The following is a 23,626-nucleotide window of genomic DNA, read 5'->3' on the forward strand; positions in this document are numbered from 1 at the left end:
AATGTGACGATCGTCCGTTTTGGCCGAAACCATCTCGCGCCGCCTTATTTTGCCATTGTAACCGATCAAGTTACTCACAACCCCATCGAAAAAATAGGGATAACGACCGAACGCAAAACAAAGCAGAAGCCACGTATGGCAAGGGCTGGCAAAAAAAACACAAACTCCTCAGACTAAAGGTGATTAAAATACCACCGGCTGTGGAAAAGACTGTGAATTGCGTTGATAATGTGTTCTGCCAAAATTGGATCCACTATATGTAGATCGGATCATGTAAAAAGCTGTGGATAACCCCATTTCAACATCACAATTCAGACATCTTTTGTGATGTATCTCTCGGATTTTAGGCACAAAAAAACCAGCCTCTGGCTGGTTTTCTCTCTTTCCGATTTGTGGATAGTTTGCCAAGGATCCTTAGGCAAAATCACCCACGGCTTCCTTAAGCTTTTTCATCGCGTTTTTCTCAAGCTGGCGGATCCGCTCAGCAGAAACCTGGTAGTGTTCTGCCAGCTCTTGCAAGGTTGCCTTGCTGTCTTCCAACCAGCGTGAACGCACAATGTGCTGACTACGCTCATCAAGGCCAGATAGGGCGTTGGATAAGCGGTTGTTCGCGTGGGCTTCCCAGTTGTTTTCCTCAACGCTCAAGGCAACATCTGATGACTTATCTTCAAGATAATACGCCGGGGCACTGTAGCTAACACCACGATCATCATCTTCAGTCGGCATTTCAAACGCCGGATCTTGGGCTGCAAGGCGGGATTCCATCTCACGGACTTCATTCGCCTCGACACCGAGCTGTTCGGCAACCATCGCCACTTCAGCATTGTTGAACCAGCCAAGGCGCTTCTTCGCCTTGCGCAGGTTAAAGAACAATTTGCGCTGAGCTTTGGTTGTTGCAACCTTAACGATACGCCAGTTACGCAAAACGTACTCGTGGATCTCGGCTTTGATCCAGTGAACGGCAAATGATACCAAACGAACCCCGACTTCCGGGTTGAAACGCTTGACCGCTTTCATTAAGCCAATATTACCTTCCTGAACCAAATCAGCCATTGGTAAGCCGTAGCCGGAATAGCCACGAGCAATGTGAACAACAAAGCGTAGATGGGACATGACCAATGCTTTTGCGGCATTAAGATCACCATCAAAATGAAGACGCTCAGCTAACTCGCGCTCCTGCTCCGCCGACAGCATAGGATAGCCGTTAACGCTCTGGACATAGCTATCCAGACTATCTGCAGTAACCAGAGCCATTGAAGTCATCTCTTTTGTCATTCAACAAACCTCGTTTATTTTTTGTACCAATGCGAAAATGCATGAACCGACAATGATGCCTGTAAACTAGACCCCATTGCAAGTAAGCCGCGTAATTTACCCTATTTGTAGAGTTAAAAATGTCAGATAGGTTCAATTTCTTTCAAATGGCGCCCTGCTGACAAACGCGCTGCCAACAGGCCAAGGAATGTCGAAATCATTACTAAGATCAACGACTCATCCCAACCTAAACCGACCATTCTAAATGGGCTGTCATACAAATTCGCCAAATGAGCCACGGCGCCATCCAGCAGCATCGCAACCAATGCAGTAAGGATCCAAGCTGCCACACCACCGATCAAACCATACCAAACACCGGTATAGAGATAAGGGCGCAGGATAAAACTGTCAGTTGCCCCCACCAGCTTCATGACCTGAATTTCGTCACGCTGATTGAGCACCTGCAAACGCAGGGTATTGCCGACAATCAAGAACACCGCAAACAGCATCAGCCCGGAGATAATCATAGCTAGAATAATCACAAGTTGCTTAATCGCCGCCAAACGCTGAAGCCAATCGCTGTCGAGACGTACTTCATCCACCCCGTTCTCGAGGCGCAGACGCGAGGCGAGCTCGGTCGCCTTGGCATCCAACTGCCAGGCCTCTGCAGGCTTAACAATCAACACGGCAGGCAGCGGGTTGTCATCAAGCAGGCTCAGGGCTTGTTCAAACCCTGCTTGCTGGCGGAATTCAACCAGCCCCTGCTCGGGCGAAATCGATTCGACCGATGCCACTTCTGGCCATTGTGCCAACTCATCGTATAGCTGCTTAGCCTGTCCAGCAGATCGACCAGGCTCAAGATACACCGTCATCTGGGTCGGATTCTGCCAGACTTGCGCGACCAGAGTGACATTCTTGGCAAACAGGTAGAAGCTGGTCGGCAGGGTCAAGGCAAATGCCAAGACTGCCAAGGTCAGGATGTTGCCCAGTGGGCGGCGCATCATGTCGGAAAGAGACAGCTTACATTGCTGTTTGTGCAAGGCAAAAAAGCCGGTTTTATTTTGCGCCACTGGCTAACTCCCTCAATTGTCCTTGATGCAGATCCAACCGTCGGTAGTGATGGGTGGTCAGCAATGACGTGTCGTGGGTAGCCATCAGCACCGTGACCCCGACCCGATTGAACTCCTCGAACAGCGCCATGATCTGGCGCGATAACGCGGCATCAAGATTACCGGTAGGCTCATCGGCCAATAGCAGCATCGGCTTGTTGACGATCGCCCGGGCAATTCCCACCCGCTGTTGCTCGCCCCCTGAGAGCTGGAGCGGCAAACATCGAGCTTTGTCCAGCAGACCGACCTTGTCGAGTGCCGCCGAAACCCGACGCTTGATCTCATTCTCAGTGGCCAGCTCGACCCGCAGCGGCAGTGCTACGTTGTCGTATATAGTCCTATCCATCAACAGCTTATGGTCTTGAAAGATAATACCTATATTGCGACGTAGGAACGGGATCTGCTTGTTCTCAAGACGGGTTATATCATGCCCATTGAACATGATCTTGCCGTCACTTGGACGCTCGATGGCACAGATCAGTTTCAGCAGGGTACTCTTACCCGCACCCGAATGCCCGGTCAGAAACGCCATATCTGCTGGTTGCAGATGGAAATCGACCTTTTGCAGGGCCTGGCGTCCGCCCCGATAAGCCTTACTTACCTGCTGAAACCGAATCACACTTTAATCCTCGTCACTAAACAGCGCTTCGATAAACTCATCCGCCGCAAATGGGCGCAAATCCTCGATCCCTTCACCGATACCGATATAGCGGATTGGGATATTGAACTGATCGGCAATGGCAAAGATCACACCACCTTTGGCAGTGCCATCCAGCTTGGTTAGGGTTATACCGGTCACCGGTGCCACCTCGCTGAACAACTTGGCCTGGCTAATCGCGTTCTGACCGGTACCGGCGTCGACGGTTAGCATAATTTCATGCGGCGCATGTGGATCAACCTTCTTCATCACGCGGACAATCTTGCGTAACTCTTCCATCAGGTTGCCTTTGTTTTGCAGGCGTCCTGCCGTATCGGCGATCACCACATCAACGTTTTTCGCCTTGGCCGACTCGATTGCATCGTAAATCACCGAGGCACTGTCAGCCCCAGTATGCTGGGCGACAACAGGAACATTGTTACGCTCACCCCAAACTTGCAGCTGTTCAACCGCCGCGGCACGGAAGGTGTCACCAGCAGCCAACATCACTGATTTACCCTGGCTCTGGAACTGCTTGGCCAATTTACCTATGGTAGTGGTCTTACCGACGCCGTTCACCCCAACCATCAAGATCACATAGGGTTTCTTGGCATCATCAATCACCAACGGTTGCTCGACCTGGGCCAGCATGCCGCCCAACTCTTCCTTCAGCAGGCCGTACAGGGCATCACCATCTTTCAATGATTTGCGATCGGCTTTTTCGGTCAGGTTTTCTATGATCTTAAGCGTCGTGTCCATACCGACATCAGCCACCAGTAGCTGCTCTTCCAGCTCCTCGAACAGATCATCATCAATCTTCTTACCACGGAACAAGCTGGCAAAACCCGAGCCGAAATTGCTCTTGGTTTTCTTCAAACCGCGCATCAAACGGGCGAAGAATCCTTCGCTTTTCGGTTTTTCTTGCAGGGCCTCAGCGTCTTGTAACTGATTTGCTTGTAACAGGGCCTCTTGTGCCTTGGCTTCTTCTTCAGCAGTCAACTGAGCTTCGGCTTTCGCTACTGCCTCTGCTTCGACTTCCGCCGCCGCTTGCGCTGCTGCCTCGGCTTCGGCTTTCGCCGCCGCTTGCGCTGCTGCCTCGGCTTCGGCTTCCGCCGCCGCTTTCGCTACTGCCTCGGCTTCGGCTTCGGCTTTCGCAGCCGCTTGCGCTACTGCCTCAGCTTCGGCTTCCGCCGCCGCTTTCGCTACTGCCTCAGTTTCGGCTTCCGCCGCCGCTTTCGCTGCAGCCTCAGCGCCTAGCTGTTCACTCGATTGTTCTTTTAACGCTTCAGCTTCAGCTGAAACCGTTGATTGTTCTTGATTTTGTTCGGTTTGCTCGGTTTGCTCCTCAGAGCCAAAACCCAACCACGAAAATAATCCGCGTTTCTTTTTTTCTGCCATTGGCAAATCCTAGAGCTTGATTGGTACAATTTGCGGCCTAAACACAGGTGTATTCCCTCTACGGCATTATTTCAGCATGCTTGTTTTCACATACTGCCGAGGGGTTTAGGTATACTATCATTTTCTAAACGGTCGAAGAAATCTATGACAAGACGCAGACAACAATCAGGGCGAAATATGCCAAATAGCCGCCGTGACGGGTTCGTAAGGATCATCAGCGGACGCTGGCGTGGGCGCAAACTGCCGGTTCACGACGTTGAAGGCCTTCGCCCGACCACAGATCGTGTCAAAGAGACCGTTTTTAACTGGTTGGCGCAAGATATTATTGATTCCCGCTGCCTTGACCTGTTCACTGGCAGCGGTAGCCTAAGCTTCGAGGCTCTGTCCCGCGGTGCCAGTCATGTCACCATGCTGGAGCTCGACAAGAAAGCCGCTGAACAGCTGGAAATAAACCGTGCAACGCTCGAGGCTGATAATGCCAAGGTGCTCAATACCGACAGCCTGGCGTTTTTGAAGCAACCCGGTACCCCGCATGATGTGGTGTTTATCGACCCTCCATTTCGCAAAAGCTTACTTGATGAGGTGATCACCCTTCTTGAACAAAATAGCTGGCTATCACCCCATGCGGTTATTTATATTGAGGCAGAAAAAGAATTCGGAGAGCCCGTGACACCAGCACACTGGCACCTTCACAGGGAAAAAACAGCGGGACAGGTTTGTTACCGCTTATTCGAAAGAGAGGATGCATGAAAGCACTGATTTTACTTGCCAAAGCGGCGATCGGCTTTGTTTGGCTGGTTTTACTGATCAATATTTTCCATCCGTTTCCAGGTGTTGCCGCAATGGCGCTCTATATCATGACCGGGTTCTTGTTCATGATGCATGGCCTGCAAATGCTGATTTTCATCGGTGCTTTCGGTGACAAAATTACCATGACCCGCTGGGAAAAGTGGTCCATCTTAATCTTCGGCATTTTTGCCCTGCTCGATATCCGACGCAAGCATATGATGTAAACCCAGCACAAATTGAAAAAAAGAGCGAGGCTAATAGCCTCGCTCTTTTTTATTAAGACATCATGAAAAATTTTCGGACCCCGTCCAGGAACATCTGAGTCGATATCATGATCAAAAGCAAGCCCATCAAGCGCTCAACGGCCTTGAGCCCCTTCTCGCCAAGCAAGCGGTTGAACACTTCATAGAACATCAAGATCACAAACGATGCTCCCCACGCCAACAATACGGCAATCACCCAATCCGTAGTACGGCCTGGCTCCTGATTAGATAACAACAGCAGCGATGCCAGCACTGACGGCCCAGCAATCATCGGGATCGCCATCGGCACGATAAATGGCTCTTCACCCGCGGCAAGTCCAGTTACCCCACCGGGCTGCGGGAAGATCATCCTGATCGCTATCAAGAATAAAATGATACCGCCGGAAATGCTGACGGTCTCTGTCGAGACATGCAGAAAGTTCAGCATTTTCTGGCCACCGAACAGGAATAACAGCAGGATCACCAAGGCAATCAGCAATTCCCGAATCATGATAAAGCGACGCCGCTTTGGCTCAATATGCCGCAAGATAGACAACATAACCGGCAAATTGCCAAGCGGATCCATGATCAGAAATAGCATGACCGCCGCAGAAATAATTTCCACAGAGCAGACCTCAGATAGAGAAAAAGTAAAAGAAGTATTAAGAATTAAGAACGATCAGCCAGAAAGCCAATCGGAGGTGAAAGAGTATAACAAAGCATCAGCAGGGTGGCGATATTTTTACCAACCAGACATCGAAGCGGCTAGCGGGCGCTAGCCAACTCAAATTAGAACTAGTGGCTGCACATCCGTTCACGGTTTGCCGCGACATAGTCGCCGTCCTGTACCACCTTGCGTCGATCCAATAGGAAAGTCATCAAGGCATCAAATGTCAGGTCTTGCTGGCTACACGTGTAGAAACGCACATCTTCACCATATTCCGCAACAATCGCCTGCTTCAGGCTCGCGAAGGTATATGGGGTTTCAGCGGCCAATAACAGATTCAAAAGGTTATGGGCATGAACTTGATTATCACTCATCGTAGGTATTCTCTTTACAGAACAATAGCACCATTGTAGCGGTCTCCCGCTGGAGGATATTTGACCAAAAACAAATTAATGCATTTTACATATATGTTTTATGAGTCACCCAAACGATCCAGCCCGCACTGCCAGCATAATTCGAACTGACTGCCATTGGCTTCACCGCAAGCCGGACAGCTCCATCCCGATGGGTCGGCGTGTTCATACTCTTCCAGCAGTAATTGGGCACTGGATTGCTGAGAAACTTTCACCCACAAGCCGACCTCTACCACATTGGCTGGCAACTCACCGGCGGCGGCTCCCAACCCCTCGCCACTGAGATGAACCTCAATCTGCCTGGCTTCCAGCATCCCCTTAAGACTATGCGCCTCAAGTGCGTTGCCGGCATCGTAGATTTTACACCACGCTTCTGACATCACCTTCCCCATATCTCTGCCTGCTACCAGTATGATCTAAAGACAGGTTAATGACTGAAAAAGTTTCATTTATCGGCCACTACACTATCAGCAAGGTGGCAACAAATAGCGACTGGGCAAGAAAATAGCTTGTCATGATCATAGCGGTTGCCGATCGAAACGGCCCACGGAAGCGGTCAATGGCCAAACAGAGATCAGAAAACATAAATACTGCCGCACCAGCAAAGGCCAGCAAGGCCATGGTTGTTGATGTCGTCAGCCAAAATTCACCAGCCGCCCAGGCCATCTGGGAAATGACTGCAATATAAATAGCAACCGGTATCAGCATCTTGCCTAGTGACGGTAACAAAAGAAGAAAAACAATCACACCGGCGGCAGCCAGCATAGCTGGCAGCCACCAAACAATATGGCTGCCGAGCTGGGACCAGAACGCAGCAGAGTAGCTGACATGCGCCAGCGCGAAGGCCACCAACCCGGGGATAAACCGATCTTTGGGCCACATGAGGAAAACATCGCCCACAACGGACAAAGCCAACCCCAATAAGATTGCCAAGTGATAGATCCCGCCATCACCAGCCGGCCACGCGACGACAAGCAACATTAGCAAAGTAACAGGCTTAAATAGATAAAATTGCCAGCGGGGACCATGGTACGCCGCTGTGATGTGTAGAAGAGCAGAAAGAGAAATGGCTAACCAAACCCACATAGTTTCACCGTTATTATTATGGAATTGTCATTAGGCAAGAGACTGAGCACTCAGTGGCAAGCACAGTTTAGGATCTGACAGGCGATTGTCTAGCAAGGAAGGCCAATAACTAGCGGCGAATCATATTAATCATCAACTCAGCCGATGTTCCGTGAACACGTTGATATCACCGATTAGAAAAACGAAATAGCAAACGTTTGGTATTGCTTGAGCCCTATTCCCTGTCTATAGCACTAGTCAGCACAATCAAGAATCAAGCCAAATCACTTGATAAACCCTTACTAAATAACAAATAAAAACATTAAAATACAACAACATAATCAACAAAAAAATCTCTTTATCGTAATTATCACATCACCACCCCCCAAAGACAGCACTTAGCGCTAATCGATTAATACCAATACATAAAACCTACGCAAATATGCACTTCAAAAGCTTAGCGCTCGATAAAAATGGCTAATCGACAAGTTCAAATCCAGCAATTAACATCATTTTCGATCAGCAAGCGCGCTCACTGCCAGTTTTCAAAGCAAAAATACAAAAAACAAAAAACAACAATAAACAAAGCAACACCAATCCAATAAAAAGGAATTAAAAACAACAATTTAAAACCAACAACAAAACAAAACCCTCAACCAGAACACTTTTCAACCACACCAAAAAACACAGTTCACTTAACCATAAAGGGCCATATGGAGCCTCTATAAATTATTTTTATGACAACAATATGACAATTCAACTTGATAAAAGCATAAAATAAGTGCTATTCTTATTTACAACATCAAATCAGCAGCTACAAGGAGCCTCTGCATGTTCACACCTTCACAAAAACAAGGCCTTATGATGATCGCAGTGGTTGTCGGATTAATGACGCTGCCAGTGATTTATTAAGCAAAAAAAATTCAAAAAAAAGGTGCCTTTCGGCACCTTTTTTGTTTTATCCAATAAATATCTTCCACCGGCTGTTGGCCATCGCGCTCTTAAGGGGTCAAATCGATCCGGTGCCAATGAAGGGAATAGAACCATATAGCCAGTGCAGTTACTCCCACTACGAGTAATGCCGCTGCCGTCCAGACAAAACGGCCACTTCGCGGGGTAAGTTCCTTTTCGCAAGCATTACATGCAGCAATAAACCCTTTTTTGTCGTCAAGTTTATACCCTTCTTCATGCACGGTTTTATTTCGAACAGAAGCAATAAAACGTAACTTGGGAATAATTTCGTGTGGCAGGCGTTCTTCACAGCTAGTGATCAGCTGGTGCAAGCCTTTGCCCTCAGCATGGTAATGTTCACGCAGCAGGCTTTCGATCCGCCTTGAACGTGTTACCACTAACTCAATGTTTGCCATTTCATCTCTTTCCTTGCTCACTCTTTCTACTAACTTACCTCGACTTTGCACTAAAGCAAAGTACTGCATCTCTCAGTAATAGCTGATACCACTAGGGAATACTTGCAAGACTGGATCGTATATCCATTGAAACCATACTTGCAGCGATCACGCTTTTTACGACTGATCATATCCAGTAATCCAGACTTGCCCAATAATGAGATCCCGTTGCGTCCAACAAGGAAGTCCTATGCCAACCAGCATTCCCATTATCATTCTTGCTCTGATAGCCATTGCTCTTTTTTGCTTCATCCGAGTCTATCGCCAACACACCGTAGGGGAGAATGCTCCGGAAAAACAAATCGAGGTCCACATCCTCGACAAACAAAGCTCACCGATCATTGGTGCCCGCCCAGGTGAAGATAACGAGGAATACTGGATTTATGTGCAGCCGACCAAAGGTGGGCCAAAGCGTGAATTCATGGTGGGTATCCATTATTTCCACGCCCTCAACCCGGGAGATAAGGGAATCATGACCTACCAAGGCGTCACTTTCCGCCATTTTGCTCTAAGCCGGGGAGATTGAAGCCATTTACTACCAGATTCAGGGCACCAACCAGGCAGTTTTAGAACTCTTGCCCAATAACCAGCTGGCAGCAAGGGCCAGTGCCGTGATGATCACCGTCCAGAACGGGATCATCAGCACCGGTGGCAGGAAGTACCAGTCATACGCCCTTACCGGCCATAAAAAGATAGGGTGAAGCAAATAGATCCCAAGGCTATAGCGGCTCATAAAGGCCAGTTTCTCAAGCCAGCCTTCGCTGATCTTGTCTGCCACATATCTACCCAGCGCAAATAACATCCCAGCAATCAAGGCAGTATTGAGTGTCTTATAAGACATCCAACGGCCAACCTTGTATTCCCCAGCGGCAAAGCTATTGCTCAGCACCATTGCATCGGTTAACAACAGCGCCACAATGCCCAAAGGCAGTAGCCACTTCAAGCTCGGCCAACGCAACTGAAACACGCAGTAGCCAAACAGTAAGTAACCACTATACAAAACCAGTTCATAGCTCCAAGGGCCATCAATCTTGAACAAGAACAAGGTTGTCAGAACCAACCATACCAAGGTCAGAGCCAATGTCGCCTGCCTGTCGTAATGCTGGACAAAGTAGCGCAGGAAAGGCACTACGAAATACAGCGGAATAAAGTAATAGAAAAAACCGAGGTGGTAGTAGGTTTCATGGACAGGCAAGGCTTTGAGGGTATCGAGCGCTATTCCCCCGTCAAATCCAGCAAGCGTTAACCCGGATAGCCAAGCATAAAACACCGACCAAACCAGAAAAGGGACCAGTACCTTGCCGAGGCGGCGGCGAACATAATATCCAAATTCAAACGGGCGGGTATCGGTCAGCATCAAGGCACCGGTGATCATAATAAAGATCGGTACCGCCCAGCGGCTAAAACTGTTGAAGGTCGTAGCCGTTATCCAGCCGCTATCGGGCATCACCCCAAATTGATCGCGGTAGGGACCGAGTACATGTATCACCACCACCGCTACTGCTGCAACACAGCGCAACACATCAAAAAAGCGAACCTTCTCCCTCACTTCTGCCCCCTAACCGTACAAACCAAAAAGGGTATCCCGTTGGGATACCCTTTTGAATATAGCAGGCGATTTTAATTAAGTAACTGAATAAGAATAGATTTGCAGCTGAATTCACCCTACCCTGACAATCCGTCTTTGCATCACCTTATCTGTATTATGGTTGCTGACGAGTCGCGGCCAGCACGATTTCACGAATACACAGATGCTGTGGCTGCTGGTAAGCGTAATTAATGGCATTGGCAATATCCTGCGGCGCAATTACCCCGCCCATGCCGTCTTTCCACTCTTCATAACCCGCTTTGATCGCATCGCTGGTGGTGTGGCTCAGCAACTCGGTGTCCACAGCACCAGGAGCAATGGTAATAAAGCGAACGTTGTCGTCAGCCACTTCTTCTCGGATATTTTCAGTGATCGCATGGACCGCGAACTTGGTCCCACAGTATGCCGCGTGGTTAGGGAATGTCTTACGTCCAGCCACCGAGCTGATATTTATCACGGTACCGCCCTGACGGGTTTTCATCTTGGCCAGCACCGCATGGATACCGTTTAGCAGGCCCAGCACATTCACATCGAACATGGTTTTCCATTCAGCGGGATCTTGCTCATGGGCAAGACCAAGCAACATCATGCCGGCGTTATTGATTAAGCAATCCACTGGGCCGAACTGGGCTTCCGCTTCTTCTATCGCCGCAGAAAATGCCGGGCCATCGGTCACATCCACCTGACGGCACATGGTGTTTGGCAGTCCCAATGCTGTCAACCGGTCGACACGGCGAGCAAGCAACAGCAGTGGATGACCCTGTGCTGATAGGGTTTTGGCAGTCGCTTCACCAATACCAGAACTTGCGCCAGTGATCACAACGAGAGACTTAGACATAGTTTCACCTTATTTATAGAAAGAGAAAATCACCCCGGGCTCTTGCCCGCCAGGTTATTACCAGTGGCCACCAGCAGATGGACGCTACTATATCGGCCTAATCCCTTAGTGAAAAATATCGATTACCTCTGTTTATCATAAATTTTAGCTATGGATACGCCATATTCCCGAAAACGCCAACGACAAAATGCTACGAAATGGTTAATGAAGTGCTATCACAACGCAATTAATCGGCGATAAATTGCCCTTTTTGTGAATTTAAGCACGTTATTTTCGGGCTGCTAATTCTAATCAATTGATATCCGGTTATTGAGCAAAGGTTAACAAACCGAAAATGAACAACTGATTTCATAAAAATCAACAATAACAACTCAAGCAACCATCACACAAACAGCATATAACAACTAAAAATTAACAACAACCAGACAAAAAACAAGCAATTGACACATTTAGACACAATTATATCTTGTTTGTGGCATTAACAATGACGTAACCTTCCCCGCGACAAGAGATGTACCCATTGATGGGATTAAAACGATAAATGGAGGTCGTGATGCATTCATCTGCTTCACCGCAAACACAACAACAACCAAAGAAAACATTATTTACCCGTTTTCTTGATACCGTCGAGTGGCTAGGCAACCTGCTACCACACCCAATCACTCTTTTTGCCCTTTTCTGTGTGGCTATTCTGGTGCTATCCGGCATTGCCGGCTACTTCGGCGTGTCTGTCGTCGACCCACGCCCAGAAGGCGCAGCGGGCCGTGCAGCTGACGGGATGATCCATGTAGTAAGCCTATTCAATGCAGAAGGCTTACAACGAATCGTTGCTAACTTGGTAACCAACTTCACCGGTTTTGCCCCACTAGGTACCGTACTGGTCGCTATGTTGGGTGTCGCGATTGCCGAACACTCAGGCATGCTGTCATCAGCAATGCGTGGTTTGGTGATGGGCGCATCAAAGCGCATGGTAACCTTCGTCGTTATTTTCGCCGGTATCATTTCAAACACCGCTTCTGAGCTAGGCTACGTGGTACTGGTACCGCTGGCAGCCATGCTATTCCATTCTCTGGGCCGCCACCCGCTAGCAGGTCTAGCTGCGGCATTCGCCGGTGTATCTGGTGGCTACAGTGCTAACCTTCTGCTTGGTACGGTTGACCCGTTACTATCGGGCATTACCCAGACAGCAGCACAAATGATCGATCCGAACTACTCTGTTGGCCCTGAGGCTAACTGGTACTTCATGTTCGCATCAACCTTTGCGATCACCATCATGGGTGCGTTTGTTACCGAAAAAATCGTTGAGCCAAAACTGGGTAAATACAACCCGGAAGAAGCCAGTGAAGATCTCGGCGGCGACAAACTTGGCAAGATCACCGATCTTGAGAAGAAAGGCCTGAAAATGGCAGGTCTTGCAGCACTTGTTGTGGCTGGCTTGCTGGCGCTGACCATCGTGCCGGAAAATGGTATTTTGCGTCACCCTGAAACAGGCATGGTTGCAGGTTCACCGTTCTTGAAAGGTATTGTCGCCTTCATCTTCGTATTCTTCGCCGTTCCTGGCTTTGTCTACGGTAAAGTTGTCGGCACCATGAAGAATGACCGCGATGTTATCGATGCGATGTCAAAATCCATGTCGTCAATGGGCATGTACATCGTACTGGTATTCTTCGCCGCTCAGTTCGTCGCTTTCTTTAGCTGGACTAATTTCGGTCAGGTGTTCGCGGTTGGCGGTGCTGACTTCCTTCAGTCAATCGGTCTAACTGGCCCGGCACTGTTCTTTGCCTTCATCCTGATGTGTGGCTTCATCAACCTGATGCTAGGTTCAGCATCGGCACAGTGGGCGGTAACGGCACCAATCTTCGTACCTATGCTGATGCTGGTTGGCTATGCACCGGAAACCATTCAGGCGGCTTACCGTATCGGTGACTCAGTGACCAACATTATCACACCGATGATGAGCTACTTTGGTATGATCCTGGCTGTTGCGACACGCTATAAGAAGAACCTAGGTCTAGGTACGCTTATTTCAACGATGCTACCGTACTCAATCGTCTTCATCGTAGGCTGGAGCGTTATGTTCTACCTATGGGTATTCGTATTCGGTGTGCCTGTTGGCCCAGGCGCTGCAACCTACTACAGCGTAGGCTAACACTACACTCTGTCACCAAAGCCGGGCTTATGCCCGGCTTTGTGTTTTCTGCCCCCATCAACATCTACTCCGACATTCTTTCCCAAGACACTTTGTTAAGATTCTTTGCTATCAAAGCTTATTTGCTATCATAGGCTCCATCACTTGCCAGCTTGAGCAATTCCATGGATCTCCGCCTCCTACGCTTTTTTGTCGCCGTCTACGAAGAAAAGAACATCACCCTTGCTGCCGAGCGTTGCTTTGTCTCCCAACCTTCGATTTCCAACGCTATCAAGCAGCTAGAAGACGAACTCAATACCATCTTGTTCGAGCGTCACAAAAAAGGGGTTAACCTGACGGATGAGGCCCACTACCTCTACCCATTGGCCGTCAGATTGCTCGGGGACGTTAACCGTCTGCCGTCGTTGTTCCAGCAACGTACCGAATGCCTGCCACTCAAGCTGGCCAACTTCCCGGATCTGAGCCAGAGTGCCCTTGCCAGTATATTCAGCAGCCTGAACGAACATATTCCGAATGTGTTATTAGAATTGGTGGATCATGATGTGCCCGCAGACGCCCGCCTGACGCTAGATATGTTCAAACAAGACGGTGAGATTTTTTTGCCGTTGTGGGAAGAAGACTATGTACTGTGCATGCTACCGTCCCATCCGCTCGCCAAACTGGACAAGGTCAAACCGGAGCAGCTCCACCAGCATGATTTTATCGAATGCCCGCCGTGCGAAGCCCATCAGCAAACTATCGGCCTGCTGGCCTGCGATGGGCTGGCGGTCAACCTGGTTGCCAAGGCCGAGCATAAAACCCAAGTGATGCATCTGGTACAGGCCGGTCTCGGCATTTCCTTCCTACCAACCGGGGTGCTGGAGACCGCCAGAGAGCTGGTCACTGTCCCGCTGGATGGGCCGCGGATGTTCCGCCGGCTCGGGTTATGCTACCCGGCCAACAGGACGCTTAATCCAGCTCTGGCCGAAACGGTGAAGGCACTCAGCCAGTTTGTACGGCAGTAAGCGAAGGGGAAGAGGTATGGAGGCCGTACTTTGACGACCACTGGAGGGCTAGCTGGTAGCTCTGGCCAATCTGTGGGGCCTCGATCCCCAGCGCCTCGCCCATCTGGTTGACCTGCCACCATTGTGCCTGCTCGTAGGCAATCGTCAGTTCCAACAGCTGGCCCAATCCCCCCTGCTGGTACAATAAAGCCTGCCGGATCTCGGCCTGTAGAGGCAGTTGCTCAAGCAACTCCTCCAGAGGCTGATCTAACAAGGCATCTATCATAGAAAGCAAACCGGTCATAAAAGCAGGCTTGGCCTCGATGTCCTGCCCGCAGGCCGATGCCAAGATTTCACACATCCGGCCACGTTGTAGTGATAAGGCATACAGCTCTTGGGGCTTGTTAAATGAGGCCTGGGCGGTTGCCACGGCACTGACAAATACCTTGAGTTTTTCCTCACCCAGATACACCAGTGCCTGTCTGAACTCACTGATCGGTACCTTGAGCCTGTCGACAGCGGTGTTGACGTAGCGCAGCAATAGGTAGGACAGTGACAAATCCGAGGCGATGATCTGCTCGACCCGCTCGAAATCGACCTGATCCCGGCACACTTCCTGTAACAGGCGCAACGTGGAAAGCCGCTCTGGTTTGAGGTTGCGGCTTTTCAACATCTCTGGGCGGCTGAAGTAATAACCCTGGAAAAAATGAAAACCGGCCTGATGAGCCCGAGTGTAGTCATGGTGGCCCTCGACTTTCTCGGCAAGAAACATCAATTTCCTGTCACGGTTCCGCGCCACATAGTCACATGCCGCTTCAAGCCCAATTTTGAGCAAGTCCAATTTGATAATATGAACGAATGGTAGGAAGCGTTGCCAACGGGGATCCATATCGAAATCATCGAGGGCAATCATGTATCCCAGCCGGTTCAAATGGCGGATCGCAAGCAACAACTCATCATTGGGCTCACAGGTTTCCAGCACTTCGATCACCACCTGCTTTTTCGGCAGCAACATCGGCAACAGCCTGATCAGGCTCTGGTGGGGAAAGTTGATGAAACAGCGCTTGCCAGCCTGGGCCATACCGTCACGGTCGGCAAGGTAGCTATTGACCAATAAACGACAGGTCGCCTTGTTTTCGTCGACGCCGGCAGGAAAGGCATTGCTCTCACCATTGCGGAACAATAGCTCATATCCGGCCGTCTTCTGGTGACGGTTGAAGATAGGTTGGCGTGCAACATAAGAATACATAAATCTGAACGAGTCTCCGCAACAGAGGGCATATACCGCATTGCCTCCTGGCACCAATAAAGGCAGCCCAATAAACTCAGGCTTTGGCTGTTGCCAATAATGCCCCGCAGCCGATAAACATCGAACCGAACACACGATTTAGAGCTGCCATGATCCTGGCCGAACGGATATAGCCCGCCAACCGGGAGGCCAGCAGCACATAACCCAGCATCACCAGGGTATCCACGGCAACCGTCGTGATCCCCAATATCCACAATTGAATAGCCTGTGGCTGGGTAGGGTCGATAAACTGGGGAAACAACGCAACTAGGAACACCACGGTTTTCGGGTTGGTCAGGTTGACCAATACCGCCTGGCGGCACAATTGTTTGGCCGGAGTAGCCGGCACATCACCAGCAATATCAAACTGGCTATGGTCACGCCACTTTTGCACCCCGAGCCAGATCAGATAACCAACCCCAGCCCATTTAATCACCGAAAACGCCGTTGCCGACTGGGCAATCAACGCGCCCAGTCCAATCCCGACCAAGACGATATAAAGACTCAGACCGAGCTGTAGCCCGGCAATCGATGCCAGCGATTTGCGCCAGCCATAGGTCATGCCGTTACTGATCGAATTCACCGTACCTGAGCCCGGTGCGATACTAAATACAATCGCCGTCGCCAGATAAGCCAACCACATTTCAAATGCCATAGGACTATTTCCTTTTTCGCTATTCTAACAAAATTTGCCACTAGCCACATAAAAACGCCACACGTTAACAGCTGTTCACGCCTTATGGCAACATCTGGTATGACATTGGGTTATACTTGCCCCAGATGCTGTTAACCGAGACGATAAATGACTGTCCAGCCCCCCTCTTTTTTTAATCTATCCCAAGAAAACTGCTTCGAAGAGACCATGGCCGGGCCCGTCGCCAAACTGTGGCAGCAACGTCAAGAAGGCATGTTCCAGGGAAGCAACCACACCAATATTGGCTGGGTTACCTTGACCGGCAACAATCCAGATAAAGCCATTATCGTGGTTAACGGCCGGATTGAAAGCTACTGGAAATACCAAGAGCTGTTTTATGATCTTGTACGTCAGGGCTACGATGTCTTTGCCCTCGACCATCGAGGCCAAGGCGTCTCCGACCGGATGGCCGAAGATACCGAGCTGGGACATGTCGGCCACTTCGACGATTACGTCAACGATCTAGACACCTTTATCAAGTCAGTGGTCAAGCCCAAAGGCTACCAGCAGCTATTTATGCTCGGTCACTCAATGGGCGGCACCATCACCAGTCTGTATCTAGCCCGCCATCCCGGTACCATTGAGCGAGCCGTACTCAGCGCCCCAATGCACGGCATCAATATCAACAAGTGGATGCGGCCTATTGCCTCGCCCCTTGCTCGGGTGATGGAACAGTTGCAGGGCCAGCCAAGTTATGCACCGGGACAGGTTCCCTATTACCCCAAGCCATTTGGCAACAATCCATTGACCCAAAGCAAGGTTCGCTACCAGTGGTTCCGAGATCTCTACGAGCACAAACCGGAACTGAAGATCGGTGGTCCCAGCGCCCGTTGGGTGTGGCAAGGTTTAGCAGCGGCTAAGCGCTGTATCAGCGAGGCTGGCAACATATCCACCCCAATCCTCTTGCTGCAGGCCAGTGAAGATACCATCATCGATAACGCCGCCCAACAGCAGTTTCATCAGGCCATGGTGCAGGCCAACCGTGACTGCCAGTTCAAGGTCATTGAAGGCGCCCGCCACGAGCTACTGTTCGAGGCCGACACCTATCGCAGCCCTGCTCTGACCTCTGCCCTTGAGCATTTTCGGAAAGCGGAAATACCCAACGCATAAAATAGCCTCTTTTCTCTTGGGGGAACTGGTTTAATATTGCACTGTTTCCCAATGCTCTGGCATTGGGCCTCTGTTCCTACCACGAGAGGTTTCATGTACAAAATTATTGCATCGGATCTGGATGGCACTCTGCTGACACCGGACCATAAAATTGCCCCATTTACTAAAGATACCCTCAACCAGCTACATCACCAGGGTAAAGATTTCATCTTCGCCACCGGTCGCCATCATATTGATGTAGCGGGGCTGCGTGAGCAATTGGGGATCCCGGCTTACATGATCACCTCCAATGGCGCACGGGTTCACAACTGCAAGAACGAAGTGATCTTCAAGCAGGATGTCCAGCCCGAGGTCATTAGCGGCATCATTGCCATGACCAAGCAAGATCCGGCGCTGAAAATCCATATCTACCGCAACGATGATTGGTTGCTGAACCAGGAAGATCCAACCTTGCGCGAATTCCACGATACCTTCAGCTACCAGCTGTTCGATGTCGAGAACCCACCTTTAGAAGGGGTCGCCAAGGTTTTCTTCACCCGTGATGACCGTGACCATGACAAATTGGTCGAATGGGAAGATAAGATCAACGCCCAGTTTGGCGACAAAGCCAATGTCGCCTTCTCGACTCCATGGTGTCTTGAAGTTATGGATGCTGGCGTATCCAAGGGGCATGCTTTAGAAGCCGTGGCCAAAGAGAAAGGCTACGCTCTGGCTGATTGCATAGCCTTCGGTGACGGGATGAACGATGTTGAGATGCTGACAATGGCCGGAAAAGGCCTAGTGATGGGGACCTCTCATACCAAGGTCAAGGCAGCGCTACCCGAACACGATGTGATCGGTAACTGCAGCGACGAAGCCGTGGCGCACTATCTGAGCGCCCTACTGCTTAAATAATCTAGTGGGATAAACGGCGAGTTAGCCAACACAGGAAGCCACTTAGCGGCTTCCTGTTACATTACTGGTATCCGCGGTTAGAACTGCCCTGTCATCTTCAGAATTTCCTGCCATTGTTGTTCAGAAACCGGCATGATGCTGAGACGATTTCCCCGCTTGACCAGCGGCATCTCCGCCAACGCCGGATTGGCTTTCATCCGCTTTAATGACACCAAACGCAAATGACGGCGATACTCGATGTCCACCATAATCCAGCGCGGGTTGTCCGGTTCGGATTTCGAATCGAAATACGGCCCCTCGGGATCAAACTGGAAATGATCCGGATACGCTTCGCGCACAACCTCGGCAATCCCCACCACACCCACGTCCTTGCAGGAAGAGTGGTAAATCAGAACCTGATCTCCTAGTTTTATGTCATCACGCATCATATTTCGCGCCTGATAGTTCCTGACACCTTCCCAGCAGGAAACTTTTTGCTGCTTGAGCGTGTCTATCGAAAAGGTGTCCGGCTCTGTCTTGAATAACCAATACGCCATTCTGATACTCTTTTATTTATCTGGTATAACTGACTTTATACCCAGCCTATCACAACGAGGGATCCCGATGATATGCCGACAACTTACCCTGGTACCAATAGCCTTTACCCTGTTGCTGGCTGGCTGTGCCAGTGATCCTGCCACCGGCCCAACGCCAGAAGAAGAAGCGCTCACCACGCCTGAAGTAGCCACCAGCAGCGGCAAGGTGCAAGCCTTCATGCTGCGCGGCCAGGTCATCTTCGGCCACGAAAGCCGCAGTATCCAGCCATGCGGCAGCACCCAGCAGTACTGGCTACATTTGCCGGCAGGCGATCTGCCCGCCGCCAATGCGGTCGCACCTCGCGGATACGAGCCGATGTACGGTGAGTTTATCGGTTATCTCGAACCAGCACCGGAAGAAGGGTTTGCTGCCGACTACGACGCCCGCTTCAACGTCAAACAGATCAATCTATTATCTGCAGAGATGCGCCAAGGCTGCCAACAGCCACCGCGCAAAACCCGGGCCTTCGGTAATGAACCAGGCTGGAGTATCGAAATCGCCGGGGACACCGCCTCCCTCAGCCGGATCAGCTATCCAGCCCAGCAGCAGACGATTTCCAGCCGTGATATAAGCTCCGGCCAGCAAACCTATAAGGGGCGAGACTTCACTCTGACCATCACCCAGGCCCAGTGCAACGATACGATGAGCGACGCACTGTATGGCTGGCAGTCGACATTGACCTGGCAGGGCACGGAATATAGTGGCTGTGCCACCCTCGGGGCGACCGACGTCACCCAACACTGGGTCGGCCAATATCAGGGCCATAGCGACTTGGGGGCCACCGTCCTGACAACCACACTGAACCTGCTGCCGGATCACTCGGCAGTCACCGAGTACAGCTACAGTGATGGCCAGCCCGGCCTCAGCGAAAAAGGCTTCTGGCAACAAGCCGGTGACGGCAAGATCAAGGTCACCATGGCCCAGTACCAAGGTAGAAGGCTGATCAGTGAAAGGTTGTTTACCCGTGAGGAGGGGCAATTATCGACCCGCCAAGAGATCATCAACGGTGAAACCTATGAGCTGGGCGAAAGCGGCCTGGCCCTCGACAAACTCAGCCCAGTGCAAGAGTAAACAACAGACGAAAAACCCTCTTTTTTTACCCAGGGTTATGCCACACTCCGTGGCATAACCCACAGGCTACACTGACCATCATGACGACACCCTGCCCACGCTGCGGCTTTCACCACAATTGCATCTGCAACGCTGAGCCGGCGCTCGGCTGTCCGCACGCCTTTGTTTTGCTCACCCACCCCAAGGAAATGAGTAAAGACACCAATACCGGCCAATTGATGGAAAGAAGCCTACCCAACTGCCAGCGCCAAATCTGGGATCGGGTCACCCCTCCGCAAATGCTGCTGGATATGCTAGCCGATTCCCTGTACCAGCCTTGGTTGCTGTTCCCCGGAGACGACACCGTACCGGCGATGCCATACCAAACCCATACAGGTAAAACGCCGTTGTTCATCCTGCTCGATGCCACCTGGCAGGAAGCACGTAAGATGATCCGCCGTAGCCCATGGTTAGCATCCCTTCCCCGGCTAGACTTAGCCGCGGATACCAATTCAGCTTACGCGCTGCGCCGCAACCAGCAACCGGGCAACCTGTGCACTTGTGAAGCCGGGATCGCCTTGCTCGAAACCGCAGGCTTCAGCCAAGATGCTGAACAGCTACAACAGTACTTCAACCACTTTATCGATGTGTTCCACGCCGAGAAAAGTGGCCACAAAAAATAATCCCGTAAATTACCAGCTCCGTGTCATGGAAAGTCTTCTATACTAAACCGACTGACTAGTCGGTTTTATTGATAGGGAGACCCACCGATGACCGTAGCCGAAAATATCCAGCTCCAGCCAGAACACTGCACCGACATGAACCGCGCACTTCAAAGCCTGCAGGCCGCCTTCCAACAGGCGCCGATGCCCAGTTTAGATGCACGAAAAAGCCAGTTAACCGCTCTTAAGCAAGCGATCAAGCGGCATCGGGAAGCACTCTGCCAAGCCCTTGCAGACGATTATGGCCAGCGTCATCAACAAGACTCCCTCGTGGCGGACATTGTCCCCTGCATCAATAACATCAACTACACCCTGAAAAAACTCAAAGGTTGGATGAAGCCCTCACGCCGCCATGCCGGGTTGATGCTCGCTCCCGCCAAAGTCGCGGTTCACTACCAACCGGTCGGTGTGGTGGGTATAGTGGTGCCGTGGAATTTCCCGGTGATGCTCAGCCTCGGGCCGCTGGTTTCCGCTTTAGCTGCTGGCAACCGGACGATGATCAAACTCAGCGAGTTTACCCCAGCGACCAACCAAATTCTGCGCACCCTGATTGAAGAGACCTTCCAGCCCGATCAGGTTGCCGTGTTCGAGGGGGAGGCCGATGCCGCCGCCCACTTCACCCAGCTACCGTTTGACCACCTGCTGTTTACCGGCTCCACTGCCGTCGGCCATCATGTAATGCGGGCTGCGGCCAACAATCTGACCCCGGTGACCCTTGAGCTGGGGGGCAAATCTCCGGTCATTGTCGCCAAAGATATGCCAATCGCTTTGGCGGTAGAGCGGACCTTGTTTGGCAAGTGCATGAACGCCGGACAAATCTGTGTTGCACCCGACTATATTCTGGTGCCCAAGGGACAAACCAAAGCCTTTATCGACAGCTTTATCGAGCAGTTCAACCACCACTACCCCAACGGGGTGGATAACTTGGACTTTGCCTCGGTGATCAACGAACGCCAATACCAACGGCTGTGCCAATGGCTGGACGAAGCCAAGCAGCTCGGTGCCGATATCTTTCCGTGTCACGAAAAAGCGCGCAGTGATGCGCATCACCGTATGATCCCCCATTTACTCAGCCATGCCCCCGACCAAGCCATGCTCATGCAGGAAGAGATATTCGGTCCGCTGCTGCCGGTTATTGAATACAATGAACTTGCCGATGCTATCAATTACGTTCAGCAGCGTCCGCGTCCACTGGCTCTATACCTGATGAGTCAGGATCCAATCGTCCACCAGCAAGTCCGTGAAGAAACGATTTCAGGCGGGATGGCGATCAACGAAACCTTGCTACAAGTTGCGGCCGATGATGCACCGTTTGGCGGTATTGGGCCTTCCGGCATGGGGCACTATCACGGCAAGGAAGGCTTCCTTACCTTCTCCAAGGCCAAGACCGTGCTGAACCAACATAAATTTGCCACCACCGGGCTGATCAAGCCACCTTATAATCGTTGGTGGCAAAAGCTGATGCTGGCCTTCTTTATGCGCTAGACGTTGATGCGTTGGGGATCACAATGAAAAGACAACAATTACTTGATAGCGCATTGACCCTGTTTGTCACCAACGGGGTACAGGCAACCTCGACCGCCAGCATTGCCCGTGAAGCGGGGGTCGCTACTGGTACCCTGTTCCACCACTTTGCCAGCAAACAGGACTTGGTCGATACTCTGTACCTTGAGGCCAAGCAGGATCTGGCCCGGACCTTATCTCCCCCACCGGACGCCGCAACATTGCAGGGTGAGCTCAGCCAGTTGTGGCAGCGAGCGCTGACCTGGGCCGTTGACCACCCCAGCCAATTCAAGCTAATGCTGCAGCTCAACCACGATCCGGCCTACACGATCAGCCGCCACCAAGACTTGATGCTGACGACCATGGGATTCATTGGCAATAGGGTCGAGCTAGCCCAGCAAAAAGGACTACTCGCGCCCTTACCGATGCCATTGGTGCTGAATTTTTTCCGCCAGCACTTTCTCACCACCGCCCAGTTGTTTATCGAGCAGCCTGAATTGGGTCGGCAGGTGCAATATCAGCAAGGTGCATTCCAGATCCTCTGGCAGGGACTCCAGCCAATGACTCAAAAGCTCCAAACTCACTAATATTCTGGCCTATCCGCGAGGATTAAAAGAGACAGATACAAAAACGGGAGCCCATGGCTCCCGTTTGGCTAGCATCCAACCTGCAAGATAATTACGCCTGGTTGTTTGCGTACTGGCTCAGTTCAGCGACGCTGACAGCTGTAATAAATTCACCATCAAGGTAGAAGTTCACATCATCGCCGGCACGCTCACCGCGAAGCACAGCCTGCTCACCGCTTTGGTAAACCACATTCATTTCCAGCGTGCGCGCATCAACCTGACGGAAGCTTGCTGCTTCAATATCGCTGTTCTGAACACTTGCCAATGGCACTGTAGTCAGAGATGGGTCTAGCTGGCCATTAACCTTGAAAATCGCATCAACAGGCGTATCTGCTACAGCTGGTGACTTACCTGTGATTGGGTTCTTGCCAGTCCAGAATTCAACGGTGTTGAAGATGAAGAGATCCGCCGTCGCCGCAATACCGTAAACCGGGCTAAGCAGTACAAATAGGCCTGCACGGCCGTAACGGTTATCCACTGCGCTCAGGTTGGCTTTGGTAACCAGCTGAGAGGTGCCCATTTGACCAATACAACCAGAAAGAGACGTCGCAAGAAGGGTCATTACGATCGCTTTTGATGCGATTTTTTTCATTTAAGCTCTACTCCGCTAAGAGATGGTAAAAAT

Annotated in this window: 26 protein-coding genes; 11 read left to right on the forward strand and 15 right to left on the reverse strand. The window is 50.9% G+C overall.

Features of this window, described 5'->3' with window-relative positions:
• Positions 1 to 414 precede the first annotated feature (414 nt).
• The 4 genes from rpoH to ftsY all read right to left on the reverse strand — a co-directional run bounded on the left by rpoH (position 415) and on the right by ftsY (position 4,398).
• Entirely contained in the window at positions 415 to 1,275 is an 861-nt protein-coding gene (gene rpoH, locus ACVA58_RS24935) for an RNA polymerase sigma factor RpoH (RefSeq protein ID WP_446512968.1), read from the reverse strand.
• 122 nt (positions 1,276 to 1,397) lie between these two features.
• Positions 1,398 to 2,324, reverse strand: a complete 927-nt coding sequence (gene ftsX, locus ACVA58_RS24940; RefSeq protein ID WP_446512969.1) for a permease-like cell division protein FtsX — start codon at positions 2,322 to 2,324, stop codon at positions 1,398 to 1,400.
• Entirely contained in the window at positions 2,311 to 2,982 is a 672-nt protein-coding gene (gene ftsE, locus ACVA58_RS24945) for a cell division ATP-binding protein FtsE (protein ID WP_446512970.1), read from the reverse strand. Before ftsE ends, ftsX begins: the two co-directional genes overlap by 14 nt.
• Positions 2,983 to 2,985: 3 nt before the next feature.
• Positions 2,986 to 4,398, reverse strand: a complete 1,413-nt coding sequence (gene ftsY, locus ACVA58_RS24950; protein ID WP_446512971.1) for a signal recognition particle-docking protein FtsY — start codon at positions 4,396 to 4,398, stop codon at positions 2,986 to 2,988.
• A gap of 144 nt (positions 4,399 to 4,542) precedes the next feature.
• Here ftsY and rsmD point away from each other — a divergent pair, with 144 nt between their 5' ends.
• Both rsmD and ACVA58_RS24960 read left to right on the forward strand, forming a co-directional pair.
• Positions 4,543 to 5,148, forward strand: coding sequence for a 16S rRNA (guanine(966)-N(2))-methyltransferase RsmD (rsmD, locus tag ACVA58_RS24955; protein WP_446512972.1), 606 nt, complete (start codon positions 4,543 to 4,545; stop codon positions 5,146 to 5,148).
• A complete protein-coding gene (locus ACVA58_RS24960; protein ID WP_446512973.1) occupies positions 5,145 to 5,411 on the forward strand; it encodes a DUF1145 domain-containing protein in 267 nt (88 codons plus the stop codon). The genes rsmD and ACVA58_RS24960 overlap by 4 nt, the downstream gene beginning before the upstream one ends.
• A 52-nt stretch (positions 5,412 to 5,463) precedes the next feature.
• Here the strand turns inward: ACVA58_RS24960 and ACVA58_RS24965 are convergent, their stop codons facing one another.
• The 5 genes from ACVA58_RS24965 to ACVA58_RS24985 all read right to left on the reverse strand — a co-directional run bounded on the left by ACVA58_RS24965 (position 5,464) and on the right by ACVA58_RS24985 (position 8,941).
• A complete protein-coding gene (locus ACVA58_RS24965) occupies positions 5,464 to 6,054 on the reverse strand; it encodes a YhgN family NAAT transporter (protein WP_107349712.1) in 591 nt (196 codons plus the stop codon).
• Between the two features lie 170 nt (positions 6,055 to 6,224).
• Positions 6,225 to 6,470, reverse strand: a complete 246-nt coding sequence (locus ACVA58_RS24970) for a YecH family metal-binding protein (RefSeq protein ID WP_446512974.1) — start codon at positions 6,468 to 6,470, stop codon at positions 6,225 to 6,227.
• A 98-nt stretch (positions 6,471 to 6,568) separates the two neighbouring features.
• Complete coding sequence (locus ACVA58_RS24975; RefSeq protein WP_446512975.1) at positions 6,569 to 6,889, reverse strand: DUF7577 domain-containing protein; 321 nt, start codon at positions 6,887 to 6,889, stop codon at positions 6,569 to 6,571.
• 79 nt (positions 6,890 to 6,968) lie between these two features.
• The gene (locus ACVA58_RS24980; RefSeq protein ID WP_446512976.1) at positions 6,969 to 7,595 is read right to left on the reverse strand and encodes a lysoplasmalogenase; all 627 of its coding nucleotides are present in this window, start codon (positions 7,593 to 7,595) and stop codon (positions 6,969 to 6,971) included.
• A 980-nt stretch (positions 7,596 to 8,575) separates the two neighbouring features.
• Complete coding sequence (locus ACVA58_RS24985) at positions 8,576 to 8,941, reverse strand: DUF4145 domain-containing protein (protein ID WP_446512977.1); 366 nt, start codon at positions 8,939 to 8,941, stop codon at positions 8,576 to 8,578.
• Between the two features lie 229 nt (positions 8,942 to 9,170).
• Between ACVA58_RS24985 and ACVA58_RS24990 the strand changes: the two genes are divergently transcribed.
• Complete coding sequence (locus ACVA58_RS24990; RefSeq protein WP_446512978.1) at positions 9,171 to 9,506, forward strand: DUF2500 domain-containing protein; 336 nt, start codon at positions 9,171 to 9,173, stop codon at positions 9,504 to 9,506.
• A gap of 18 nt (positions 9,507 to 9,524) precedes the next feature.
• Here ACVA58_RS24990 and ACVA58_RS24995 read toward each other — a convergent pair whose 3' ends face one another.
• Positions 9,525 to 10,529, reverse strand: a complete 1,005-nt coding sequence (locus ACVA58_RS24995; protein WP_446512979.1) for an acyltransferase — start codon at positions 10,527 to 10,529, stop codon at positions 9,525 to 9,527.
• Positions 10,530 to 10,683: 154 nt separating this feature from the next.
• Positions 10,684 to 11,406: an SDR family oxidoreductase gene (locus ACVA58_RS25000; RefSeq protein WP_446512980.1), complete on the reverse strand. Its 723-nt coding sequence runs from the start codon at positions 11,404 to 11,406 to the stop codon at positions 10,684 to 10,686.
• Between the two features lie 553 nt (positions 11,407 to 11,959).
• Here ACVA58_RS25000 and ACVA58_RS25005 point away from each other — a divergent pair.
• Both ACVA58_RS25005 and ACVA58_RS25010 read left to right on the forward strand, forming a co-directional pair.
• Positions 11,960 to 13,555 carry an AbgT family transporter gene (locus ACVA58_RS25005; protein ID WP_446512981.1) on the forward strand — a complete coding sequence of 532 codons (1,596 nt, stop codon included), beginning with the start codon at positions 11,960 to 11,962 and terminating at the stop codon, positions 13,553 to 13,555.
• Positions 13,556 to 13,719: 164 nt separating this feature from the next.
• The gene (locus tag ACVA58_RS25010; RefSeq protein ID WP_446512982.1) at positions 13,720 to 14,559 is read left to right on the forward strand and encodes a LysR family transcriptional regulator; all 840 of its coding nucleotides are present in this window, start codon (positions 13,720 to 13,722) and stop codon (positions 14,557 to 14,559) included.
• Here ACVA58_RS25010 and ACVA58_RS25015 read toward each other — a convergent pair.
• Together ACVA58_RS25015 and rhtB are read right to left on the reverse strand one after the other, a co-directional pair.
• Positions 14,537 to 15,787, reverse strand: a complete 1,251-nt coding sequence (locus tag ACVA58_RS25015) for an EAL and HDOD domain-containing protein (protein ID WP_446512983.1) — start codon at positions 15,785 to 15,787, stop codon at positions 14,537 to 14,539. The two genes, ACVA58_RS25010 and ACVA58_RS25015, sit on opposite strands and share 23 nt — an antisense overlap.
• Positions 15,788 to 15,863: 76 nt before the next feature.
• On the reverse strand, positions 15,864 to 16,481 hold the full coding sequence (gene rhtB, locus ACVA58_RS25020; protein ID WP_446512984.1) for a homoserine/homoserine lactone efflux protein: 618 nt from the start codon (positions 16,479 to 16,481) through the stop codon (positions 15,864 to 15,866).
• A 147-nt stretch (positions 16,482 to 16,628) separates the two neighbouring features.
• Here rhtB and ACVA58_RS25025 point away from each other — a divergent pair, with 147 nt between their 5' ends.
• Positions 16,629 to 17,630: an alpha/beta fold hydrolase gene (locus ACVA58_RS25025; protein ID WP_446512985.1), complete on the forward strand. Its 1,002-nt coding sequence runs from the start codon at positions 16,629 to 16,631 to the stop codon at positions 17,628 to 17,630.
• 93 nt (positions 17,631 to 17,723) lie between these two features.
• A complete protein-coding gene (locus ACVA58_RS25030; RefSeq protein WP_446512986.1) occupies positions 17,724 to 18,524 on the forward strand; it encodes a Cof-type HAD-IIB family hydrolase in 801 nt (266 codons plus the stop codon).
• Positions 18,525 to 18,601: 77 nt separating this feature from the next.
• Here the strand turns inward: ACVA58_RS25030 and ACVA58_RS25035 are convergent, their stop codons facing one another.
• Positions 18,602 to 19,060: an EVE domain-containing protein gene (locus tag ACVA58_RS25035; protein WP_446512987.1), complete on the reverse strand. Its 459-nt coding sequence runs from the start codon at positions 19,058 to 19,060 to the stop codon at positions 18,602 to 18,604.
• A 67-nt stretch (positions 19,061 to 19,127) separates the two neighbouring features.
• Here ACVA58_RS25035 and ACVA58_RS25040 point away from each other — a divergent pair, with 67 nt between their 5' ends.
• From ACVA58_RS25040 to ACVA58_RS25055, 4 genes are all read left to right on the forward strand, one after another.
• The gene (locus ACVA58_RS25040) at positions 19,128 to 20,171 is read left to right on the forward strand and encodes a COG3650 family protein (protein ID WP_446512988.1); all 1,044 of its coding nucleotides are present in this window, start codon (positions 19,128 to 19,130) and stop codon (positions 20,169 to 20,171) included.
• Positions 20,172 to 20,251: 80 nt separating this feature from the next.
• A complete protein-coding gene (locus ACVA58_RS25045; RefSeq protein WP_446512989.1) occupies positions 20,252 to 20,833 on the forward strand; it encodes a tRNA-uridine aminocarboxypropyltransferase in 582 nt (193 codons plus the stop codon).
• An 87-nt stretch (positions 20,834 to 20,920) separates the two neighbouring features.
• Positions 20,921 to 22,357, forward strand: coding sequence for a coniferyl aldehyde dehydrogenase (locus tag ACVA58_RS25050; RefSeq protein ID WP_446512990.1), 1,437 nt, complete (start codon positions 20,921 to 20,923; stop codon positions 22,355 to 22,357).
• 23 nt (positions 22,358 to 22,380) lie between these two features.
• Positions 22,381 to 22,962: a TetR/AcrR family transcriptional regulator gene (locus ACVA58_RS25055; RefSeq protein WP_446512991.1), complete on the forward strand. Its 582-nt coding sequence runs from the start codon at positions 22,381 to 22,383 to the stop codon at positions 22,960 to 22,962.
• Positions 22,963 to 23,053: 91 nt separating this feature from the next.
• On the opposite strand, the gene ACVA58_RS25060 is transcribed toward ACVA58_RS25055, so the two are convergent.
• Complete coding sequence (locus tag ACVA58_RS25060; RefSeq protein ID WP_428654431.1) at positions 23,054 to 23,593, reverse strand: DUF3332 domain-containing protein; 540 nt, start codon at positions 23,591 to 23,593, stop codon at positions 23,054 to 23,056.
• Positions 23,594 to 23,626: the final 33 nt, after the last annotated feature.

It is taken from the genome of Photobacterium sp. DNB22_13_2, from assembly GCF_052873915.1.